Below are 21,486 nucleotides of genomic sequence, written 5' to 3'. Positions count from 1 at the left end.
GTTTTCCCTTGTTTGACATCCTTTCAGGCAGAAAAAAATGGACTTTTTTCCCTTCATTTCTCTAAAGCAATGATAACCTCGGCAATATGCTCTCCCCTCAGGTCAAACAGGGGAACGTCTGTGACTCTTTTTCCATCCAGGAAAAAGCCTTCCCGCTTCCCCCTTTTCACTTCAATAAGAAGAGTTCCATATTCCAGTTCCCAGCGGGCGGTATAGCCCTCCCAACCACTCGGAAGGTTCGGGGAAATCGTAAGGCGTTTCTCCTTTATGGTCATTCCAAGCAAGCCGGTCACAGCCGCTTGGAAATACCATCCCGCCGCGCCGGTGTACCAGCTCCAGCCACCCCGCCCAAGATGGGTCGGATTGGTGTAGACGTCTGCGGCCAGGACATAGGGTTCGGCCCGGTAAACCCTTGTGGGGTGGGCGGCAGGCAAAAGCGTGTGGAGGATTTCATACCCATCCTCCGCCATACCCACCTTAAAACAAGCCAGTGCGAGCCAGACAGCGGCATGGGTATACTGTCCGCCGTTTTCCCGGACACCAGGCACATAGCCCCGGATATAACCAGGATCAGCCGTTCCCCGGTCGAAGGGTGGGGTAAACAGCTTGACAACCCCGGCTTTTCGGTCGAAGAGCCGCTCTATGGCGGCTTGGACCGCCGCCTTCCCGCGGCCCTGATCTGTGTCTTTGGTCAGTGCCGCCCAACTCTGGGCAATAGAATCGATCTGACACTCCTCCGAAGTATGGCCACCCAAAGGGGCACCGCTGTCATACCAGCCCCGAAGATACCAGTCACCGTCCCAGGCCCCCTCCGCAGCTTCAAGGAGCGTTTTTTTCCAAGTCCGGCAGAGTTCCGCCGCCTCCCGGTCACGCTGATGGTCCGCAATTTCCGCAAAGTTTTGGAGCGTAATGACTGTAAACCAAGTAAGCCATACACTTTCTCCCTTGCCCTCCTGCCCCACACGGTTCATCCCGTCGTTCCAATCTCCAGCCCCCATTTTCATCAGGCCGTGCTCTCCAACGCCGCGCTCGAGCACCTGGTGGATCGCCCGCAGGGCGTGGGCATACACTGTTTCCTTTTCTTCCGATGTCTCCGGCACAAAATAGCGTTCCTGCTCCTCCTTTTTCAGTGGTTCACCCGACAAGTAGTTTACCTGTTCAGATAATATATCCCAATCGCCGCAGGTCTGGATATAGCGGGTAAGTGCGTAGGGCAGCCACAGGAGATCGTCGGAGATACGGGTGCGGACGCCCCTGTTTTTCTCCTCTCCCACCTCATGCCACCAATGCTGGACATCCCCTTCCCGGAATTGGTGGGCGCAGCAGCGCAGCAGTTGTTCCCGGCACCATACCGGATCTGTCTGCAAAAGCGCCAGCGTGTCTTGAAGCTGGTCCCGAAAACCATATGCCCCGCCGTTTTGATAGTGGGATGTTCGGGCCAAGAGCCGGCAGGCGATCACTTGATAGAGGCACCATCCATTCAAATAGTGATCCAAGTCCCGGTCCGGTGTCTCGAAGCGAATGGGACACACCTGTTTTCTCCACTGCCGAACCGTGCTCTGAAAAGGGCTTTCCCACTCCGACGGGTCGATCCGCAGTGTTCCCTCTCTACTGGTTGAGAGCAAAAGGGTCTGCGCAAAGCTGTAAAGGGTATCTTCTTTCCCCTTTACCACATGCCGCAGCTCTCCCGCTTTTTTCCCAGGCAATTCGATCCGTAGAAGCCGCCGGTCCTCTTCCCAGGGCACCAGCGCCGTGACCGCTACCGTCCCGCCCAGCCATTCCTTTTCCCAGCGGATCCATCCAAACCCATAGGTCACTTTGACCGGCAGTCCGTCTCCATCCGCGAAAAGGCTGCGGCACTCTCCGTCCCATTGAAGCAGGAACCACTCCGGGCCTCCTATGGCCAGCGGGTCGTTGTTCCAGGGGGTGATGGGGGTTTCCCGGGCATTTCCCGACCACAAGTGGCCGCAGCCCGTCTCATCCGTGATCCATCCAAAACGGGGGTTATCCAGGATATGGCTCCATCCCAGCGGCGGCAGATCGCCATCCAGGTGTAAGGTAAATTCACTATCCTCACTCCACTCCCACTTGGGTTCGCTTATCCTCAGCCGGCAGGGCAGCTCAGGCGGCTGGATGGGCGGAGGGATGATCCGCTCCTCCCATCGTCCATCCCCATCCAAAACCACTGCTGCCCAGGCCCGCAGCGGCTCGACGGCCTCTTGTACCGGGCAGTCAACCAGATGGATCCCACCCTTCCGTCCAATCTGGTTATCCAGACCCAGAGCCTTCACCGCTTCCAAGACCCCGTTTCGCTGGGGGCGGCGATAGTCTCCGCCGTCCTCCAAGAGATAGACCAGGTCAAAGGAAAAGCCCAGGCGGCTTAAGAGGGCATACGCTTTCAGCGGGAAAGACGCCAGCTCTTTTCCCTCAGGCTGGGCAACTGCCAACACCAGAGGGACGTCTCCTGATATTCCAAAGGGCCACAGCGCCGACTGGGGCATTGTATTTTTCTCAACCCGGCCGGGAAATGCCACAGCCGAAAGCAGTTCCATGGCCCGTTTTCCCTCTTGGCCGGTCATTTGAAGCGTCCGAAGCAGGCCATCCATCCGGCCGGTGGTCTGCTCCGGAGATGAAAGCACTTCCCGTCCCGTCCGCTCCGCCCGCTCCGGGGTATCTTCAAAGCCAAGGGCCAGTCTCAATCGGTACTTTCCGCCCCCCTCCAGAGGAAAGCGCACCAGCAGGCACGGGTCTAGCACCGCTCCCGCCGTAAGACCGGGCGGGCTTTCCATGGCCTGCTCCAGCCGCCGCAGCCCGCCCCGGCCCAAAGCCTCTTCCCGGCTGGTGTCCCAGCCGGCAGCTTCCCTGTCCCAGAGCACCGCCAAGGTGACCCGCCGGTCCCCCTGCCGGGGCCGCCGGGTAAATCTGACACCATGGTCCAGGGCGGCGCTCTCCACAGACAGCTTGGAATAGGCCGGATGGGCCAGATAGTCGGCGGGCTTGGCCAAAACCGGCTCCAGATAGCAGACGAGCTCCCCGTCGTGGACTCCCTCCAGTTCCACCGACCACAGCGCACCCCGCTCCCCCCTGGGAAGGGACAGGCGGATCCGGCCGGAAAAATGGGGATAATCGGCCCGCCAGACCGCCCCGCCGCCGTCAAAGGCCCAGGAAAAAGGCCCTTCACCTAGGCAGGGGGCGGCAGTGAGGGGCCAGAGCTTCCCCGCCCCGTCCCGATAGAAGAAGGACAGGCCCGCCGGGGCATACCACTCCCGCTGGATCGTCAAGATTGGAGTCTCCCCCTTGCCGTCGGACAGGCTCACCGACCCAAAATCAGTACACAGCGCGGAGATAAGGCCATTGGAGAGCATGTGGCAGGCGGGCCGGGCCAGGTCGTAGTTTTCCCCCTTCCGGAGGAATTGACTTGGGGCCGCGGGCCGGGGCCGCTCCATGCCGGGCTGATGGCCCGTTTTTATGATGGGCGCACCCACCGGCACCTTTTCCTGCAGCAGCTCCCGGAAGGCCCCCATGGAACAGTCCCGCATAAACCGCTCCTGCATCTGCCCACTGGTCAGGACATTGTCGATAGCCAGCAGGCTCATGCCCAGGTGGTGGGACATGAAGGACCGCACCGGCGCCCACTTCTCCCCCTCATGGAGCCGCCCCGGCGTGTAGTCCGCCGCCTCGTAAAGGCCGTAGGTCCCTTCCAGGCCCAGGTCCCGGAGACGGCGCAGATTCCGCCCCGCGCTTCCCGGGGCCAGAAGCAGCGCCAGAAAGGAGGCGTAGGGTGCGACCACCAGCTCCTGGTCCAGCCCCCGTTTCAGCCCGAGGGCCTGCACGCCGTGGGCTTTGTATTGATAAGCCATCCCGGGGTCGAAGGCGTAAAAGCCGGATTCGGAGATCCCCCAGGGTGTTCCGGTCCGGGCTCCCCGCCGCTTCTGGGCGTAGACGCAGAAGGCCAGGGATTCATACATCAGGCTGTTGTCCTCACAGGGCAGGAGCAGGTTGGGCATAAAGTACTCAAACATCGTCCCCGTCCAGGACGCCATGCCGCAGTAATCGTTGTCCCCAACCAGCATACGGCCCAGCCGCCGCCAGTGGCGGGGCTCCACCTCTCCCAGCGCCACCGCCAGATAGCTGGACAGCCTGGCCTCGCTGGCCATCAGGTCATACCAGCCCTGGGTAAACTCCTCCTTTTCCACATCGTAGCCGATGGTAAAGAGCTTACGCTCCTTATCGTAGAGAGGACTCAGGTCCATGGCGCCGGACAGGGCCTCCGCCCGGCGGGCCAGCCGGTCCTCTCCCCACTCGTAGAGGGCCTCCCGAAGGGCGATGAGACACCCCCGGAGGTTTCCGCTGTCCACTGTGGAGACATACCTCGGCCACAGGGGAGATGCCTCGGAGGTGTCGTACCAGTTATAGAGATGGCCCCTCCACTTGGGCAGAGCCTCCACCGTATCCAGCATATGGCCGATCAGCTCCACCGCATGGCGGCGGCTGGCCAGCTCCAGGTCCGCCGCCGCCACACAGCTCAAAAGCGCCATGCCGATATTGGTGGGGGACGTCCGCCGGGCCGGGCCCAGCCACGGTTTTTCCTGCACGTTGTCCGGCGGGAGCCAGTGGTCCTCCGGCCGGAGCCAATCCTCAAAGTACCCCCAGATCAGGGCCGCCTGATGGAGGAGAAAAGGCTTGTCCTCCTCGATGGCACCCCTCCGTTTTCCAACGGGCCGGGACAGGGCCCAGGCAAATGCAGGGGAAAACGCCCACACCAGTCCGGCGGCCGCTCCGGCCGGAAATTGAGCAAAGGCCATGGCGAAGGCCCCCACCGCCACGGCGGGCCATTGGGCCCGGAAATTGGACCATATCCCGCCCTTCCCGCTCTCCGTGGCCGCCGCAGTCACCCATTCCAGCATTTTTTTGTGGCTGATATAGCTCCTCCACAGCGCAGTGACCGCCGCCGAGGCGCAGACCCAGGCCTGATAGGGCAAAAATAGGAGCTGCACCAGCGTTTGCAGGATCATCCCGCCAAATCCGGCGATGATGGTAGAGTGATAACGCCTTCTCAGCCCCACGCCGCCCCGAAACGCCAAATCCGCCCCCGTAAGCAGAAGGTTAGACCAGGCCGAGACGATGGCCAGAGCCGCCGCCGCACCAAAGGCCGGGGCCGATACACACATCCCCAGCAAGAGAGCTACCAAAGTAAAGGCGGGCGACAGGCTCCGGCGGAGATTGTCAAATATCTTCCACTTGTCCATGGCGGTGATCGGGTTGGGCACCCGCTCGCCCCGCTCGTTCCGCACAAACCGCCCCAGCCAGGGCAGGAGCTGCCAATCTCCCCGCACCCAGCGGTGAAGGCGGGAAAAATAACTTGTGACCTTATAGGGATATCCGTCAGTAAGCTCCACGTCGCCCAGCAGTCCGGCGTGGAGATAAGCCCCCTCCAGAAGGTCGTGGGATAAGACACGGTTCTCGGGAAAGCGGCCATCCAGGCATTGGGCAAAGGCCTCCACGTCAAAGATGCCTTTGCCCGTATAGCTCCCCCGGTCAAAGAGATCGTGATAGACGTCGCTGCAGGCTCCCCCATAGGGGTCCACGCCCCCCTGCCCGGCAAAGATCCGGGAGAACTGGGACTTGTTGGCGGCGTTCAGCTCCACACCCACTCTGGGCTGGAGGAGTCCGTATCCCCGGATCACCACCCGGCGCTTTGGGTCCACCACCGGCCGGTTCAGCGGGTGGAGCATCGCCCCCACCAATTCCCGGGCCGTACCCACGTTGAGGCTGGTGTCGGAGTCCAGGGTGATGACATAACGGGTCCCCTCCAGCCCCTTGGCCTCTCCGGCCCGCACCCGCAGGCCGGAGGGCCTGCCCCGGAGCAGACGGGTCAGCTCGATCAGGGCGCCCCGCTTCCGCTCCCACCCCACGTAGCGTTCATCCTGTTTTTGAAAGGTAGGGGAGCGGAAAAAAAGGTAGAATCCGCCGCCATAGGTCACATTGAGGGCCTCCACCGCCTCCTTGGCCTTTCTGAGCCACCGCCGTTCCGCCGCGCCCATGGGGGCCGAGCGGTCCGGCAGGTCGGCCAGCAGACCGAAGCTGAGAGCGCCCCCGCTGTCCCGGTTGGCCAGACGGTAACGTTCCAGCAGAGCGGCGTACTCCCCGCCGCTCTCATCCCCCGTCAGCAGTCCGGCAATCACGCACAGGGTCTTCCCCTCCGGCGGAATTCCCTCTTTGAGTGCCATACGCAGCACCGGGCGGGGCCGGACAAGACGAACCACACAAAAATCCACCAGGTTTTTGACCAGGTCGGACGCCGGGAGCAGGAGAAGGGCAAATAACGCCCAGCTCTCCAGCCTAAAGCCCAGCCACAGGGCCGCGCACAGCGTGGGAAGCAGGATCGCCGCCACATAGAGCGCTCCAGAGGCCACCTTCTCCTCATACCCCATGGGACGGCGAAAGAGAAACCAGCCGATGTGCCGGGCCTCGCCCTGGGCCTCTCTCGCCAGCGCCAGTGCCCGGCCGGCGGCCTCTCCCTCCGTCATGCGGTGTTTCCTCGCCAGCGCGCAGACCTTATGGCGGTACCGGGCCCGGGTGTCCTCATCCATCTGGCGGTATACTCCCGCGGGGTCTTCCCGAAGGGCAGCCTCCACACGGCTGGCCCCCTCCAAAACGGGGCCCAGGTTGGCGGCGGAAAGCGTGCGAAGGCTGGTGAATACGGCCTCCATCTCCACCGCCAGGGCCTCCCCCTCGGGATCCCGGTCAAGGCTCTGGCAGAGCCGCGCCAAACGGCGGCACAGTTCCCCCTTCATCGCCGGGATAAAAAGGGACAGCTCTTCTTCCGTCATGGGCCGCTCTGACTGGACACCCTCCAGAAATTCAGCCAGCGGCTCCACCTCTATGACGGAACATTCTTGGACCAGGGCGCGGCACAAGGCCTGAAGGTAGAGCTCATCGGTAACCTGCCGCAGCCGTTTCCCCCGGCGCAGATCACCGACGCTCTCCCGCCCTTCCCGCTGGGCCAGATAGGCGTTGTCCAGCAGCCATTCCACCGCCTGCGGCAGCCGCTCCTGATCCTGACGGGAAAGCCTGGCGCGTGTACGCTCTACTTGCTCCAGCTCCCGCCGCAGCTCCTTTGCCGCCCTGCGGCCGGACCGCCGCCCCGTCGCCGGCAAAGCCCGGGCAGCCTCTCGTCCCAGCTCCAAAAAGCCCATATGGCTCTCCCCTTTCCATGCTCTTCCACATTTTTGCCGAAGTGTCTCTATTTCATACAAACCGCAGATTGCTCTTGCTTTTCACACTAGTTTAGTAGATAATAAAAATATCTACCAATTTGCATTGTATGGACGTCAAACGGAAGGAGCAATTCTTATGAAGCGAACTTTTACATATGCTGTCAGTCTATGTCTGATGCTGACCCTTCTGTCCGGGTGCGGTGGGTCGTCTTCCAACGGCCTGCTCTCCGACTTCACCGCCACGGATCTGGACGGAAATGAGGTGGACGCCTCCATCTTTGAGGATTACGACCTGACCCTGGTGAACGTGTGGGGCACCTTCTGTCCCAAATGCCTGCCCGAAATGACCGACCTGTCCGCCCTGGCGGACGAATATGCCGACAAGGGCGTCCAGATCATCGGTGTGGTAGGCGATATCCGCTATACGGACGGCGATCACATGGAGGACAAAATCCAAACCGCCAAGGACCTTGTTGAGCAGACCGGGGCTACCAACTACACCCACCTGCTGCCCTCCGAAAGCCTGGAAAAGGCCATCATCGACGACATGCAGGGCTTTCCCACCTCCTACTTTGTGGACAGCAAGGGCAACCAGGTGGGCACCACCCTTATGCTGGCCCGGGATAAGGATTTCTGGACCAAGACCATCGACGCCCGGCTGGCGGAAGTGACAAAATGAACCGTAGATACTGGCCCGCCGTGTGCCTCCTGGTCCTGGGCACGGCGCTGATTGCTGTCGGAGCCTTCCGGGGCGAGGTCTCCGTCGTCCTCACCAAGGCCGCCAACGTCTGCCTGGAGTGCATCGGCCTTGGGTAGGCTGCGGGCCTGGATCAAGGTCCATCCCCGGGCCTTTGTCCAGCTGTGCGTCACGGCTCTCTCCAACGGCTATGCCGTGGGGTTTGCCAAAGGGGCCATCTTCCGGGGGCGGACCAAGGGTCTGTGTCTCCCCGGGCTCAACTGCTACTCCTGTCCCGGCGCGCTGGGGGCCTGTCCCATCGGCTCTCTTCAGGCTGTGCTCACCAGCCGGGAATTCAGCTTTTCCTTTTATATCGTAGGCTTCCTCCTGGTGGTGGGCGCGCTGTGCGGGCGGTTCGTCTGCGGCTGGCTGTGTCCATTCGGACTCTTCCAGGATCTTCTGCACAAGATCCCCTTCCCCAAAAAGCTCCAAAAGCTGCCGGGGGAAAAGGGGCTGCGCTGCCTGCGCTATGTGATCCTGGTTGGGTTTGTCATTTTGCTCCCCATGTGTATCACCGACGCCTTCGGCATGGGCACGCCCTGGTTCTGCGCCTACCTCTGCCCCGCCGGAACGCTGGAGGCCGGGATTCCCCTGATGCTGGCCAGCGGCGCCCTGCGGGAGGCGGCGGGCTGGGTCTTCCGGTGGAAAGTCCTGCTCCTGATCCTGCTCATCCTTCTCTCCCTGATCGTGTACCGGCCCTTCTGCCGCTACCTGTGCCCCTTGGGGGCTGTCTATGGGCTGTGCAACCCCGTCTCTCTGGTCCGGCTCACGGTGGATACCCAGGCCTGCGTGTCCTGCGGGGCCTGCCAGAGCGCCTGTCCCTTAGACATTCCCGTGTGGCAAAGGCCTAACGGGCCCGACTGCATCCGCTGCGGAAAGTGCGTTTCCGCCTGTCCCCACGGGGCGATCCAGGCCCCCTTCGTCAAAAAACGGTCCGCCGTATCCACAGGAGGCTGAACCATGGGAAAATACATTCTGACCTTGGACCAGGGCACCACCAGCTCCAGAGCCATTTTGTTCGACGCCGAACAGAATATCCTGGGTCTGGCCCAGAAAGAGCTCACTCAGATCTATCCCCGGGAGGGCTGGGTGGAGCATGATCCCATGGAGATCTGGTCCTCTCAATACGCCGTCATGATGGAGGTCATCGCCCAATCGGGGGCCGCCCCCGGGGACATTGCCGCCATCGGCCTTGCCAATCAGCGGGAGACCACCGTGGTCTGGGAGCGTTCTACCGGCCGCCCCGTCTACAACGCCATCTGCTGGCAGTGCCGCCGGACGGCAGACCTGGTGGACCGTCTGCGCTCTGACGGTCTGGAAGAGCACATCCGTAAAACTACAGGGCTCCTGCCCGACGCTTACTTCTCCGCCACCAAGCTCAAGTGGATCCTGGACCACGCCGATCCCAGACGGGAGCGGGCCAAGAGAGGCGAGCTTCTCTTCGGCACTGTGGACACCTGGCTGGTGTGGAAGCTCACCGGCGGTAAGGCCCATGTCACAGACGCCACCAACGCCTCCCGCACCATGCTCTACGATATCCACCGGGGCTGCTGGGATGACACCCTCCTCCAGGCCATAGACATCCCGGCGGCTATGCTGCCCCAGGTGGTGGACTGCAGCCAGGTTTACGGCTGCACCGATATCGCCGGGGCCAGCGTTCCCATTTCCGGCATGGCTGGAGACCAGCAGGCCGCTCTGTTCGGCCAGACCTGCTTCTCCCCCGGAGAGGCGAAAAACACCTACGGCACCGGCTGCTTCCTTCTGATGAACACCGGCAGCACCCCGTGCGTCAGCCAAAACGGTCTTTTGACTACGGTGGCAATGTCCCGAAAGGGGGAAGTCCAGTACGCGCTGGAGGGCTCCGCCTTCACCGGCGGGGCGGTCATCCAATGGCTGCGGGACGAGATGGGATTCTTTGCTGAGAGCCGGGACGCCGAGCCGTTGGCACGCAAGGTCAACGACACCGGCGGGGTATATCTGGTCCCCGCCTTTACCGGCCTGGGCGCCCCTTATTGGGATATGTACGCCCGGGGCTGCCTCATCGGCATCACCCGGGGCACCAGGCGGGAGCACATCATCCGGGCCGCCCAGGAGTCCATCGCCTATCAGGTGTGGGACCTGGTCTCCGCCATGGAAAAGGACACCGGGCTCTCCCTCTCCGCCCTCAACGCCGACGGGGGCGCCAGCCGGGACGGATTCCTCCTTCAGTTTCAGTCCGATATCCTGTCCAAGCCGGTGCGGCGGCCCATGATCCGGGAGACCACCGCCCTGGGCGCCGCCTATCTGGCCGGGCTGGCCGTGGGCTTCTGGCGGGACACCGAGGAGCTCAAGTCCCTGTGGCGGCAGGACGCCGTCTTTCAGCCCAATATGGCGCAGGAGCGCCGCAGCGCCCTCCTGTCTGGGTGGCACAGGGCCGTGGGCCGCAGCAGGAATTGGGCGGAGGCCTGAGGCACCCATCCCTCCTTATGTACATAGGATGGCTCGTGGCCAGTGAGCCACGACTTCACATTCGGAGGGATTCTTTTATGGCTTGTGGATGTTGCCATTCTTGTTGTGGGTGCGGCTGCGGTTCTTCCTGGAACTCCGGCTGCGGTTGTGATTGGGACTCCGGGATCACGACTCTGCCCAGCTTCCCCGATACCGCTGTTTCCCCCAGCTACCGGTTCCCCGTATACGTCTCCTATCCCAGCTTCTATGCCGGCGCCGCCGACATCGCCGCCGCCAATGACGCCCTGTTTACCGTCAGCGGCAGCGGCTCCAGCAACGGCTGCGGCTGCGGCCGCTAAAATCCGGCACGCCGCCCCTTGGGGCGGCTTACATCATTCGATTGTGGTGATCGAACATGGCCCTGTCCATCCACATATGCCCCGCGCCCTATGCGTAAACTGTGTTGGTTCGCCGCTCCCTGCTCCGCGGCGATTTTTCTCTCGGTTTATCTCCTGCCGGAGGATTGGCTGCCGCCGGCGGGGATTTTGTGCGTTCTTTTATCCCTGACCGCTTTTCTTTTCCGTGGAAATACACGGTGGAAAGCCGCCCTTGTCTCCCTGGGGCTGGCCTTTGGCTTTTTGTGGACAAGCGGATACGCCGCGATCTTCCGCGCTCCGGCCCGCGCCTTGGCCGGAGAGACGGCCGAATACACCCTCACCGTCACCGATTATCCCAAGGAGACCCGCTTCGGCGTTTCCATTCCCACAAAGCTCACTCTGGAGGGAGCTCCCGCCCCAAAAGTCCTCCTCTACGCCGGTTGGGACGCCAAGCCGCTGATGCCGGGTGACATTATCTCCGCCCAAGTCCGGCTGGCCCCCTCCGACTTTCTCAGAGGAGAACAATTTGACTACTACCAGTCCAGGGGGATCTATCTGCTGGGCTATACCGACATCGTCACGCTGGAGGAGCATCCGACCCATATCCCCCCGCCCTACTGGCCCCAGGAGTTGGCAAGGCGGCTGAAGGGCTCTATCTCAGAGGTCTTTCCCGCCGACACCGCCGGTTTCATCACCGCCCTCACCACAGGGGACAAAGGGGCCCTGCCCGACGGCCTCTACGCCGCTTTCCAGCGCACCGGCCTCTCCCACATCGTGGCGGTGTCCGGGCTCCACATCAGTTTTCTGGCCTCTGTGCTCACCCTCCTTCTGGGCAGGCATAGGAAGCGCTCTTTCCTCGCCGGAATGGCCCTGGTCTTCTTTTTCGCCGCCATGACTGGGAATTCCCCCTCGGCGCTCCGGGCGGCTTTCATGGAAGGGCTCCTCCTCCTGGCCCCCCTTCTCGGCCGGGAGGACGATAAGCCCACTACCCTGTCCGCCATTTTGCTTCTGCTTCTCCTGCAGTGTCCCTATGCCGCGGCCAGCATCAGCCTTCAGCTCTCCTTCGCCGCCATCAGTGGAATCTATCTCATCTCGGAGCCTCTGGCCCTCCGGTGGTCAAAAGGACTTCCAAAATGGGACAAGGGTCCCAAAAAGGCGGTTCGGGCCCTGTTGTTCTTTCTGATAACTACTTTGGCCACCACATTTGGCGCACTGCTCTTTACAACGCCCCTCTCCGCCTGGCATTTCCGCTCCTTCTCCCTGGCGGGGCCCCTCACCAACCTGCTCACCCTTTGGGCGGTCTCCGGCCTCTTTTTGGGCGGTCTGGCCACCGCGCTGGCGGGGCTGTTCTTTCCCGGGCTCGGCGGGGTTTTGGCCTGGGCCGTCTCCTGGCCCGCCAGGCTGGTCATCGGCATCACCAAAACGATTTCAGGCTGGCCATTTGCCGCCGTCTCCCTAACCTCCATCTATCTGGTGGGCTGGTTCCTTCTTTCCTACACGCTCCTGCTCCTGTGCCTCTTTTTCCGCAAGCGGGGCCTTCGGCCCGTCATTCCATGCGCCATCTGTGTGCTCACTCTCTGCGCCGCCCTGGTCATGAACGCCTGGCCCATCGTCTCCGGCGCCCTGACCATCACGGTATTGGACGTGGGGCAGGGGTCCTCCACACTCTTTTACTCCGGCGGGCACACTGTCCTGGTGGACTGCGGCGGCAACAGCGCCGATGATCCCGGCGATATCGCTGCTGACCACCTCCAGGCCATGGGCACCTCCAAGCTGGACGCCCTCGTGCTCACCCATTACCACGCCGATCACGCCGGGGGCGTGCCGGAACTGCTCTCCCGGATCGACGTCTCCCTGCTCCTCCTCCCCAACGTGGAGCCCGAGGATCCTTTGCGGTCGGAAATCCTCTCGCTGGCGCAGCGGAATAACTGTGAAGTGGAATTCCTTTCCGAGGACGCCCATATCACCTTTGGCGACGCCTCCATGACCATCTATGCCCCGCTGGGCGACGGGGGTGCCAATGAAGAGGGGCTCTCCGTCCTCTGTTCCGCCGGGGACTTCGACACCCTTATCACCGGCGACATGAACCATGTTGTGGAACACATGCTTGTCAAGTATAAACACCTGCCGGATATTGAATTGCTGGTGGTGGGACACCACGGCTCGAAAAGCGCCACCTCGGAGGAGCTGCTGCTGGCCGCCACGCCGGAATACGCCGTTATCTCCTCCGGCTACAATCACTATGGTCACCCCGCTCTGGAGACATTGGAGCGGCTTGGCGCCGCGGGCTGCGGCATCTACCGCACCGACCAGATGGGTACCGTCACATTTACCTTGCAAGGAAAGTAGGTCATCATATGAAATTCGTATCATGGAACGTCAACGGTCTCCGGGCCTGCCTCAAAAAAGGGTTTCTGGAGAGCTTTCAAGCGCTAGACGCCGACGTCTTTTGCCTGCAGGAAACCAAGATGCAGCCCGGTCAGGCGGAGCTGGACCTGCCCGGCTACCAGGAGTTTTGGAACTCCGCGGAAAAGAAGGGCTACTCCGGCACCGCCGTCTTTACCCGTGTCCCGCCCCTCTCGGTGTCTTATGATATCGGGGACGACGCCCACGTGGGGGAGGGCCGCTCCATCACGCTGGAGTTTGAGGATTTCTACCTGGTGACGGTATATACGCCAAACGCCCAGGATGGCCTGGCCCGCATCGACTACCGCATGAACTGGGAGGACGCCTTCCGGGCCTACTTGCTCTCTCTGGACGCCAAAAAGCCGGTGGTGGTGTGCGGCGATCTGAACGTGGCCCACCAGGAGATCGACTTGAAAAACCCCAAGCCAAACCGTGGAAATCCCGGCTTCTCCGACCAGGAGCGGGAAAAGTTCTCCCAACTTCTGGCCTCCGGCTTTACTGATACCTTCCGCTGGCGCTACCCGGATCTGGCGGGGGCCTATTCCTGGTGGAGCTACCGCTTTCACGCCAGGGAGAACAACGCCGGATGGCGCATCGACTATTTCCTCTCCTCCGACCGCCTGCGGGATCGGATCACGGACGCCGCGATCCACGCCGACATCTATGGCAGCGACCACTGCCCCGTGTCCCTGACCCTTCAGGACCTTTGACCTTTGCTGTTGTCCCGGGAAAAATGACAAATGGGTGACAAAACGCCTCCCGGCATTGTGCCGGGAGGCGTTTTGCGCTATGATAAACATAATCTCAATTTGGAGGCAGACAGCCCATGAAACGTCACTTTTTTCCCCGCCTGACGGCGGCCGCCCTCTCCCTTTCCCTTCTTATGATCCCCGCGGCCCAGGCCCTCACGCTGGAGCAGGCCGGAGAGCTGATACAGCTGGTTTACGTGGACGAAGTGCCCCAGAGCGTTCTGGAGCAGCCCACTATCTCCGATATGATTGAGGCGCTGGGCGATCCCTACACGGAATATTTTACCTCCCAGGAGTACGCCGAATTCACCGCCAGCATGTCCGACACCTCTCTGGTGGGCATCGGCGTGGTATTCACCCTCACGGAGGACGGCCTTCTCCTGGACCGGGTGCTGGAGGGTTCCCCCGCTCTGACCGGCGGGCTCCAGGGCGGCGACCTCATCATCAAGGTTGACGGCCACTCCGTCCTGGGCGAGGACTCGGATACGGTCACCGGCTGGATCCAGGGCAAGGAAGGCACCACCGTTTCGGTGACCTACCTGCGCGGCGGCAAGGAAAAGACCGTTACCCTCACCCGCTCCCTGGTCGTCGTCCCCGCCACCACCAGTGAGCTGGTGGACGGCCACATCGGCTACATCCGCTGCACCACCTTCGGCGCCGAAACCGTGGGCCACTTCCAGGAGGGGATTTCCGCCTACCATGACCAGGCCACCGTTTGGATCGTAGACCTGCGCTCCAACCTGGGCGGCTCCACAGACGCCGCCACCGAGTCCGCCGGGCTTTTTACCGGGGTCGGGGAAATGGCTTATCTCCGGGACGGAGAGGACAACTACTCCGCCTACTACCACGAGGAGAACAGCGCTACCCTCTACCCCGTCATCGTCCTGGTGGACCCCTATTCCGCCAGTGCCTCCGAGATCTTTGCCTCCGCCATCCGGGACCGGGGCGCCGGTATCGTGGTGGGCACCCGGACCTTCGGCAAGGGTGTGGCCCAGACTGTGATGGACCAGAACAGTATGCCCGAATATTTCCCCGACGGGGACGCGCTCAAGGTCACCTCCCACCGCTTTTACTCCCCCTCGGGCAACACCACCGATCAGGTGGGCGTCATCCCCAATCTGCTGGTGGATCCCGAATACATCGCCGACGTGGCTTACCTTCTGGCCGGACACGACCCCAAGGCGGACACCAGCAACACCTTCCGTGTGGATTTGGATTGGCAGTGGTACGTGGACGTGGACACCGCCACCAGCCCGGAGTACCGTGAGGCCTTCCAGGTGCTTTTGAACGCCGTCCCCGATAACAAGAACGTATGGTTCGGCACCGGCGGCTCCACCGGCTGGACCCGCGCCTCTCTGTCCGAGGCGGCGGAGAAGTACGGTGTGACCTATGAGGCCCCCGTTTTCCCCGACCAGGACGACTCCAGATACCTCACGCCCCTCAGCGTACTCAAGACCTACCGGCTGGTCAACGGTAAGGAGGACGGCTCCTTCCACCCCCAGGACACCCTCACACGCGCCGAGCTGTGCCAACTGCTGGCCGTGGCCCTCAACTGCACCGTCCCCGTCAATCCGAGCGCCTATACCGACGTGGCGGAGGACGCCTGGTACAAGCCCGCTGTCATGGCCCTGTCCAACATGGGACTGGTCACCGGCACAGGGGACGGCACCTTCCACCCCGAGGATACCATTGACCACCAGCAGTTCATCACCATTATGGGCCGGCTGGCCCAGCGCTTGAACCTCTACCTCTACAACGAGGCCCGGGACATGCCCGAGGGCGCCACCAATATCGTGGGCCTTATGAGCTACGCCGATTGGGCCAAGGCCTCCGCCTGGCTTATGTCGTACAGCCAGAAAGGTTTCTTCGGCAACACCATCTCGCTTCTCTGGGCCTCCGCCGATGAGATCGAGCCCACCGCCTCCACAACCCGGGACGAGGCCGCCTATACGGTCTACCGCCTCCTGTCCTACACCGGCATCCTGCCCGCGTAACGTTTACCGCACAAGCGGAACAAGCGATTCCTAAAAAAACCAAGAAAAAGCCCTCCGGCCAAAAGCCGGAGGGCTTTTTTAAAACAGGTCGCGCAGCTTCAGGATCACGCCGGCCACCACCACGACCACGGCCGCAATGGCCAGAGGGGCCCACCAGAAGTGGTCCAGCGGCAGGTTCATCACATTCATGCCGTAAAACCCAAAGATGATATTGGGGATGGTGAGCAGGATGGTGATGGAGGTCAGCACCTTCATAATGACGTTCAGGTTGTTGGAAATCACGCTGGCAAAGGCGTCCATCATACCGGAAATAATGGAGGAGTAGATGTTCGTCATCTCAATGGCCTGGCGCACCTCGATCAGCACATCCTCCAGCAGGTCCTGGTCCTCCTCATAGAGGGTCAGGATCCGCCCCCGGAGGATCTTCTCCAGGGTCACTTCATTGGCTTTCAAAGAAGTATTGAAGTAGACCAGGGATTTCTCCAGGTCCAAAAGCTGGATCAGCTCCTTATTGCGCTGGGATTTATACAGCTGACGCTCCATACTGTTATAGAGCTTGTCGATCTTCCGCAGGTAAAACAGGAATCGCTTGGCCACCTGGAGCAGGATGTGAAAGATGAAGCTGGTCTTTTTCTGGGTCTCCGCCTGCTTCACGGTCCCATTCTCAAAATCCCGCAGAATGGAGGTCTCCTTGGTGCAGACCGTGACGATATGGTTCTCGGTGACGATGATGCCGAGGGGCAGGGTGGAGTAGAGCACCGGCTCCGTCTCCTCGGCGGAGGGCAGGTCGATGATGACCAAGGTCTGTCCCTCCTCGGTGTCGATCCGGGAGGTCTCCTCCTCGTCCAGTGCCGCCCGCAGGAAGGTCTGGTCGATGCCGAGGGTCTGGGAGACCCGCTCCAGCTCCGCCTCTGTGGGGCAGGTCAGATTGACCCAGCACCCCTCTTGTATCTCCTCCAGAGCGGTCATCTTCCCGCCTACCGTCGTGCGGATGGAGAGCATAGCCTCCGCCTCCTTCTCGTCTTTCCGTCCTTGCGGCGTCCATGGACCGCTTTGTGGTTTGACTTATTTTATGGATATTATTATAAGTGACCCACCGCCCGATTGCAAGGTGGGGAAAGTGTGGATTTTTCGTAAAGTCTACGCAAAGTTCATTGTTTTTTCCCCCGGAGTGGCATACAATAATGGAAATTCTTTTTCTCAACAAGGAGGGCCCTTCTATGGCCACTTGCGGCATCGCCGACGTTGGTTCCAACACCATGCGTCTTTCTATTTACCAATATGACGAGAACACCTTTAAGCCCTTGCTGAACAAGAAAGAGATGGCTGGCCTGGCGGGCTATGTGAAGGAGGGGGCCCTGTCGGCGGAGGGTATCCAGGTGGCCTGCAAGGTCCTGGCCGGGTTCCGCTCCATCTTGGAAAACCTGGGCATCCATGAGTTTCACGCCTTCGCCACCGCCTCCCTGCGCAATATCTCCAACACGGAAGAAGCCCTGGACGCCATCCGCTCCGCCACGGGGGTATCCGTTGTGGTGGTCACCGGCGCCGAGGAGGCCGCCCTCTCTTATCAAGGGGCCCTCCACGGGGTCCCCGGCTCCGGGGAGAGCGGTCTGCTGGCCGACATCGGCGGCGGCTCCACGGAGCTGGTGGTCTATGAAAAGGGCGTCATCCGCTCCGGACGCAGCCTTCCCATGGGCTCTCTTACCCTGTACACCAAATTTGTCTCCGGCCTCTTCCCCACGTTGGAGGAGTCCAAGGCCATCCGCCAATATGTGCGGGAGGAGCTGGAGCGGGCCGGCACCGGGGAGCCCCCCTGTCGCCACATCCAGGGCGTGGGCGGCACCATCCGGGCCGTGGGGAAGCTGTGCGCCGACCTGAACGGCCCCCGGCCCGGAATGCCCATCACGGCCCAGGAGGTCCGGGACCTCTACCGCCTGCTGAAAAAGGGCGACAAGGGCACCCTGCGCCAGATTTTGCGCTCCGCCCCCGACCGGGTACACACCATTCTGCCCGGCCTGATCATCCTCAATTCCGTCATCAAGTGTTATGGGGCGGAAACCGTATCGGTCTGCCCCCAGGGCGTCCGGGAGGGCTACCTGCTGAAATACGTGATGGGAAAGGAGGCGCCCCATGTCCAGACCGGATGAGATCGACACCCGATATACCCAGGACCGGGAGCTCTCCTGGCTGAAATTTGACGAGCGCGTGATGGAGGAGGCCTGGGACGAGGCGGTCCCCCTTTTCGAGCGGCTGAAGTTTGCCGCCATCTTCACCAGCAACCTGGATGAATTTTTTATGATCCGGGTGGGCAGCATCGGGGACATGGCCCTCATCAAAGAGCCCCACAGGGACAACAAAAGCGGCCTGACCCCCGCCCAGGAGCTACAGGCCATCATCCAGGCGGTCCAGCCCCTCTACCGCCGCCGGGACAAACTCTTCGCCGATCTGGAGACCCGGCTGCGCAGCTGCAATATCTGCAATCTGGAGTTCAACGAGCTGGACAGCAAGGAGCGGCGCCAGGTGGAGCGTTATTTCAGGGACTTCGTTGCTCCCGTCCTCTCCCCCCAGGTGGTGGACCCCCACCATCCCTTTCCCCACCTGCCCACCAAGCAGCTCAACATCGCCCTCGCCCTCAAGCGGGAGGGACGGGATTATCTGGGGCTGGTCCCCATCCCCAAAAATCTGCCCCCCTTCCTGGTACTGGGAGAACAGGGCCTTCGCTACATTCTGATCGAACAGATCGTCCTCTCCCGGGCCCATGCGCTGTTTGAGAGCTACACTGTCGGCTCCCGCGCCGTTATCTCGGTCACCCGCAACGGCGACATCTCCCCCGAGGACGAGGACAGTGAGGCGGAGGAGGATTTCCGCCAGCACATGAAGAAGGTGCTGAAAAAGCGGGCCCGCCTCTCCCCTGTCCGGCTGGAGTATCAGGGGGAGCTGGACCACGGCACCCTCTCCTGCCTCCGGGAGCGGCTGGGCCTGGAAGAAGAGCGGGTATTCCGCTCCAAAGCCCCTCTGGCTTTGGACTATGTCTTTGCCCTGGAATCCAAGCTCCCCAAAGAAAGCGCTGATGCCCTCCTCTATCCTCCCTTCTCCCCCTGCTGGCCCGCCGGGCTTGTGAAGGGGCAAAAGATGATCCCCCAGATCATCCGGCGGGACGCCCTTCTCTTCTATCCGTACCACTCCATGGAGCCCTTTCTCCGCCTGGTCAAGGAGGCGGCCGTAGATCCCGACGTGGTGTCCATCAAAATCACCATTTACCGCCTGGCCTCCAAAACCAAGCTGGTGGAATACCTGGCCGCCGCGGCGGAGAACGGCAAGGACGTCACCGTTCTCATGGAGCTCCGAGCCCGGTTCGACGAGCAGAACAACATCCAGTGGGCCGAGCGTCTGGAGGAGGCCGGATGCACCCTCATTTACGGCTTTGAGGGCTACAAGGTCCACTCCAAGGTCTGCCTCATCACCCGCCGGGACCGGAACCAGGTGCAGTACATCACCCAGATCGGCACCGGCAATTACAACGAAAAGACCGCCAAGCTGTATACCGACTTCTGTCTCATGACGGCCAGTCCAGCCATCGGTGCGGACGCCGCCGCCTTTTTCCAGGACTTGTCCATCTCCAATCTGGAGGGGCGGTATGAGACCCTTCTGGTCGCCCCCCACAGCCTGCGCCCCGCCCTGCTGGAGCTCATCGACCGGGAGATCGCCAAGGGCGGAGAGGGCTTCATCTTCCTCAAAATGAACTCCATCACCGACCGGGTCCTCATCGACAAGCTGGCCCAGGCCAGCCAGGCCGGGGTCCGCGTCCTGATGAACGTCCGGGGCATCTGCTGCCTGCGCCCAGGCATTCCAGGCCTTACCGACCATATCAAGGTGTTTTCCATCGTGGGCCGCTTTCTGGAGCATCCCCGCATCTTCGTCTTCGGAAAGGGAGATGACGCTAAAATCTATATGGGCTCGGCCGACTTCATGACCCGCAACACCCAGCGCCGGGTGGAGCTGGCCTGCGCCGTTTTGGACCCGGGCATCCGCCGCCAGCTGGCCCACTATATCGAGGTGCTGTGCCGGGATAACGTCAAGGCCCGGATCATCGGCCCCGACGGGACCTGGTCGCCTGTTCCCCGCCGGGCCGACCAGCCCGCGGTGGACGCCCAGGCAGCCTTTATGGAGGAGGCTTTGCGGCAACAGGCGGAAGCCCAGTTACCCGTGCCCATGGAGGTACCCGAAAAAGAGGGATTTTGGTCCCATTTCCTGCGTCTCATCAGAGGAACTCAGGAAGAGGAAACCAATGGGTGAACGTCGCCCCTCCCCTTTCCGGCGTGACCGTCAACCGTGCCCCCTCTGCCCGGTTCTGCCGGGCAGAGGGGGCACGAATATGATACGCTAAGAGAAAGAAGGCCGGAGCTGGGTCAAATCCCAGCTCCGGCCTTCTTCAGGTCTTTTCCCGTTTGGTCCTCCAGGCACAGAAAGCGGCGGTCAACAGGGCAGTCAGCAGCGCCAGCCGGACGTCGTCCCAGGCGGTGAGGAAGAAAGCGTACATCATTGTCTCCTTCAGCCAAAGGGCGGCGACAACGCTGGAGCAAATCAGCACCGCCCAGCCGCAGAAGAAAAGTGTCTTTTTCCTCCCTGTCAGCTCCAGCCGAAACTTACGGAAGGAAAACACCGTACAGGCCACCAGCAGGATCATCCCCAAAAACTGCGCCCAGGCCATAGCCAGGCGGACATAGTTCCACTGAGGCTCATAAATCAGCGTGACCCGGATGAGCCGCCAGTTGAGCCCGGCGGCGTAGCGGAAATAGGCGTCCGTCAGCAGGTATACCACCCATCCGCACCACAGCCCCGCCCTCCGGCGGACGGTCAGGCAGATGAGCCCGCAGATCAGGGCGGGAGACCCACAAATCAGCCCGCCGAGGATGCCTGCCCCCAACAGGGAAAACAGCAAAAACAACACAAAGCCCATGCACAGTAAAACGATCCCGGCCGTCTTATAGGGCCTGCCCGGAGCAGCCGACGGCGCTTCCCCGCCCTGACCCGCTTTGGGCCCGCTTCCCTCTTGCCGCACCAGTTGATCCAGGCTGACGCCGAACATATCACTGAGCCTGACCAGCTTGTCCAGCTCAGGAACGGAGCTGTCGGTCTCCCACTTGGAAACGGACTGGCGGGAGACCCCCAGGGCGTTGGCCAATTCCTCCTGAGAGAGCCCTCTCCCCGCCCGCAGGCGGCTGATGGTGGTTCCAAGGCTCATAAACGCGCCTCCTTCCTTTGCTCTAAAGTATAAAGGACAGCCCGTAAAAAATCCACCAAGACCGCTTGGAAAAACCGCAACCAACAGTTGCGCGGCCCCATTTTCTCGCTTTCCGCTTGACAAACGGGGCAAAGGGATTTAAAATACATCAAAAGCGATGATGGGAAGAAGGCCCTTGGATCTCCTCAGAGAGCCGGCGGAAGGTGCGAGCCGGTGGACGATCCTTTGGCGGATACTGGCCCCTGAGCTGTTCGGCTGAACCTGAAGTAGGCTGGACCGTCTGACCCCGTTACCGGTCACGGCCTTGTTGGAGGCCATGAGGGCCGCATGGG

General features: G+C 61.7%; 13 protein-coding genes. 10 read left to right on the top strand and 3 right to left on the bottom strand.

Features of this window, described 5'->3' with window-relative positions; all coding sequences use genetic code 11:
- Nucleotides 1–53 precede the first annotated feature (53 nt).
- The gene (locus AAEU42_RS07940; RefSeq protein ID WP_342233007.1) at nucleotides 54–7,199 is read right to left on the bottom strand and encodes a GH36-type glycosyl hydrolase domain-containing protein; all 7,146 of its coding nucleotides are present in this window, start codon (nucleotides 7,197–7,199) and stop codon (nucleotides 54–56) included.
- Between the two features lie 196 nt (nucleotides 7,200–7,395).
- Here AAEU42_RS07940 and AAEU42_RS07935 point away from each other — a divergent pair, with 196 nt between their 5' ends.
- From AAEU42_RS07935 to AAEU42_RS07900, 8 genes are all read left to right on the top strand, one after another.
- Nucleotides 7,396–7,899: a TlpA disulfide reductase family protein gene (locus tag AAEU42_RS07935; RefSeq protein ID WP_342233006.1), complete on the top strand. Its 504-nt coding sequence runs from the start codon at nucleotides 7,396–7,398 to the stop codon at nucleotides 7,897–7,899.
- Nucleotides 7,896–8,036: a CD1871A family CXXC motif-containing protein gene (locus AAEU42_RS07930; protein ID WP_342233005.1), complete on the top strand. Its 141-nt coding sequence runs from the start codon at nucleotides 7,896–7,898 to the stop codon at nucleotides 8,034–8,036. The genes AAEU42_RS07935 and AAEU42_RS07930 overlap by 4 nt, the downstream gene beginning before the upstream one ends.
- Nucleotides 8,029–8,913: a 4Fe-4S binding protein gene (locus AAEU42_RS07925; RefSeq protein ID WP_342233004.1), complete on the top strand. Its 885-nt coding sequence runs from the start codon at nucleotides 8,029–8,031 to the stop codon at nucleotides 8,911–8,913. Before AAEU42_RS07930 ends, AAEU42_RS07925 begins: the two co-directional genes overlap by 8 nt.
- A gap of 3 nt (nucleotides 8,914–8,916) precedes the next feature.
- Nucleotides 8,917–10,404, top strand: a complete 1,488-nt coding sequence (gene glpK, locus AAEU42_RS07920; RefSeq protein ID WP_342233003.1) for a glycerol kinase GlpK — start codon at nucleotides 8,917–8,919, stop codon at nucleotides 10,402–10,404.
- A 77-nt stretch (nucleotides 10,405–10,481) separates the two neighbouring features.
- Entirely contained in the window at nucleotides 10,482–10,742 is a 261-nt protein-coding gene (locus tag AAEU42_RS07915; RefSeq protein WP_342233002.1) for a hypothetical protein, read from the top strand.
- 90 nt (nucleotides 10,743–10,832) lie between these two features.
- Nucleotides 10,833–13,109, top strand: coding sequence for a DNA internalization-related competence protein ComEC/Rec2 (locus tag AAEU42_RS07910; protein ID WP_342233001.1), 2,277 nt, complete (start codon nucleotides 10,833–10,835; stop codon nucleotides 13,107–13,109).
- A gap of 8 nt (nucleotides 13,110–13,117) precedes the next feature.
- Nucleotides 13,118–13,876, top strand: a complete 759-nt coding sequence (locus tag AAEU42_RS07905) for an exodeoxyribonuclease III (protein WP_342233000.1) — start codon at nucleotides 13,118–13,120, stop codon at nucleotides 13,874–13,876.
- Nucleotides 13,877–13,992: 116 nt separating this feature from the next.
- On the top strand, nucleotides 13,993–15,909 hold the full coding sequence (locus AAEU42_RS07900) for a S41 family peptidase (RefSeq protein ID WP_342232999.1): 1,917 nt from the start codon (nucleotides 13,993–13,995) through the stop codon (nucleotides 15,907–15,909).
- Between the two features lie 78 nt (nucleotides 15,910–15,987).
- On the opposite strand, the gene AAEU42_RS07895 is transcribed toward AAEU42_RS07900, so the two are convergent.
- The gene (locus tag AAEU42_RS07895; RefSeq protein ID WP_342232998.1) at nucleotides 15,988–16,911 is read right to left on the bottom strand and encodes a magnesium transporter CorA family protein; all 924 of its coding nucleotides are present in this window, start codon (nucleotides 16,909–16,911) and stop codon (nucleotides 15,988–15,990) included.
- Between the two features lie 218 nt (nucleotides 16,912–17,129).
- Between AAEU42_RS07895 and AAEU42_RS07890 the strand changes: the two genes are divergently transcribed.
- Both AAEU42_RS07890 and ppk1 read left to right on the top strand, forming a co-directional pair.
- On the top strand, nucleotides 17,130–18,056 hold the full coding sequence (locus AAEU42_RS07890) for a Ppx/GppA phosphatase family protein (protein ID WP_342232997.1): 927 nt from the start codon (nucleotides 17,130–17,132) through the stop codon (nucleotides 18,054–18,056).
- A complete protein-coding gene (gene ppk1 / locus AAEU42_RS07885; RefSeq protein WP_342232996.1) occupies nucleotides 18,040–20,205 on the top strand; it encodes a polyphosphate kinase 1 in 2,166 nt (721 codons plus the stop codon). Before AAEU42_RS07890 ends, ppk1 begins: the two co-directional genes overlap by 17 nt.
- 136 nt (nucleotides 20,206–20,341) lie before the next feature.
- On the opposite strand, the gene AAEU42_RS07880 is transcribed toward ppk1, so the two are convergent.
- Nucleotides 20,342–21,154 (bottom strand): helix-turn-helix domain-containing protein, encoded by an 813-nt coding sequence (locus tag AAEU42_RS07880; RefSeq protein WP_342232995.1) that lies wholly within the window; start codon nucleotides 21,152–21,154, stop codon nucleotides 20,342–20,344.
- Between the last annotated feature and the right edge of the window lie 332 nt (nucleotides 21,155–21,486).

The sequence above is a fragment of the Pseudoflavonifractor phocaeensis genome, from assembly GCF_038439875.1.
Taxonomy (GTDB): Bacteria; Bacillota; Clostridia; order Oscillospirales; family Oscillospiraceae; genus Vermiculatibacterium.
Note: the sequence above shows the minus strand (reverse complement) of the source record. Positions and strands in the feature narration are given on the sequence as shown.

Excerpts from the sequence above, each read along its gene's own strand:
- AAEU42_RS07940 (WP_342233007.1), bottom strand. The coding sequence starts at position 7,199 with ATGGGCTTTTTGGAGCTGGGACGAGAGGCTGCCCGGGCTTTGCCGGCG.
- AAEU42_RS07935 (WP_342233006.1), top strand. The coding sequence starts at position 7,396 with ATGCTGACCCTTCTGTCCGGGTGCGGTGGGTCGTCTTCCAACGGCCTG.
- AAEU42_RS07930 (WP_342233005.1), top strand. The coding sequence starts at position 7,896 with ATGAACCGTAGATACTGGCCCGCCGTGTGCCTCCTGGTCCTGGGCACG.
- glpK (WP_342233003.1), top strand. The coding sequence starts at position 8,917 with ATGGGAAAATACATTCTGACCTTGGACCAGGGCACCACCAGCTCCAGA.
- AAEU42_RS07915 (WP_342233002.1), top strand. The coding sequence starts at position 10,482 with ATGGCTTGTGGATGTTGCCATTCTTGTTGTGGGTGCGGCTGCGGTTCT.
- AAEU42_RS07910 (WP_342233001.1), top strand. The coding sequence starts at position 10,833 with ATGCGTAAACTGTGTTGGTTCGCCGCTCCCTGCTCCGCGGCGATTTTT.
- AAEU42_RS07905 (WP_342233000.1), top strand. The coding sequence starts at position 13,118 with ATGAAATTCGTATCATGGAACGTCAACGGTCTCCGGGCCTGCCTCAAA.
- AAEU42_RS07900 (WP_342232999.1), top strand. The coding sequence starts at position 13,993 with ATGAAACGTCACTTTTTTCCCCGCCTGACGGCGGCCGCCCTCTCCCTT.
- AAEU42_RS07895 (WP_342232998.1), bottom strand. The coding sequence starts at position 16,911 with ATGCTCTCCATCCGCACGACGGTAGGCGGGAAGATGACCGCTCTGGAG.
- AAEU42_RS07890 (WP_342232997.1), top strand. The coding sequence starts at position 17,130 with ATGGCCACTTGCGGCATCGCCGACGTTGGTTCCAACACCATGCGTCTT.
- ppk1 (WP_342232996.1), top strand. The coding sequence starts at position 18,040 with ATGTCCAGACCGGATGAGATCGACACCCGATATACCCAGGACCGGGAG.
- AAEU42_RS07880 (WP_342232995.1), bottom strand. The coding sequence starts at position 21,154 with ATGAGCCTTGGAACCACCATCAGCCGCCTGCGGGCGGGGAGAGGGCTC.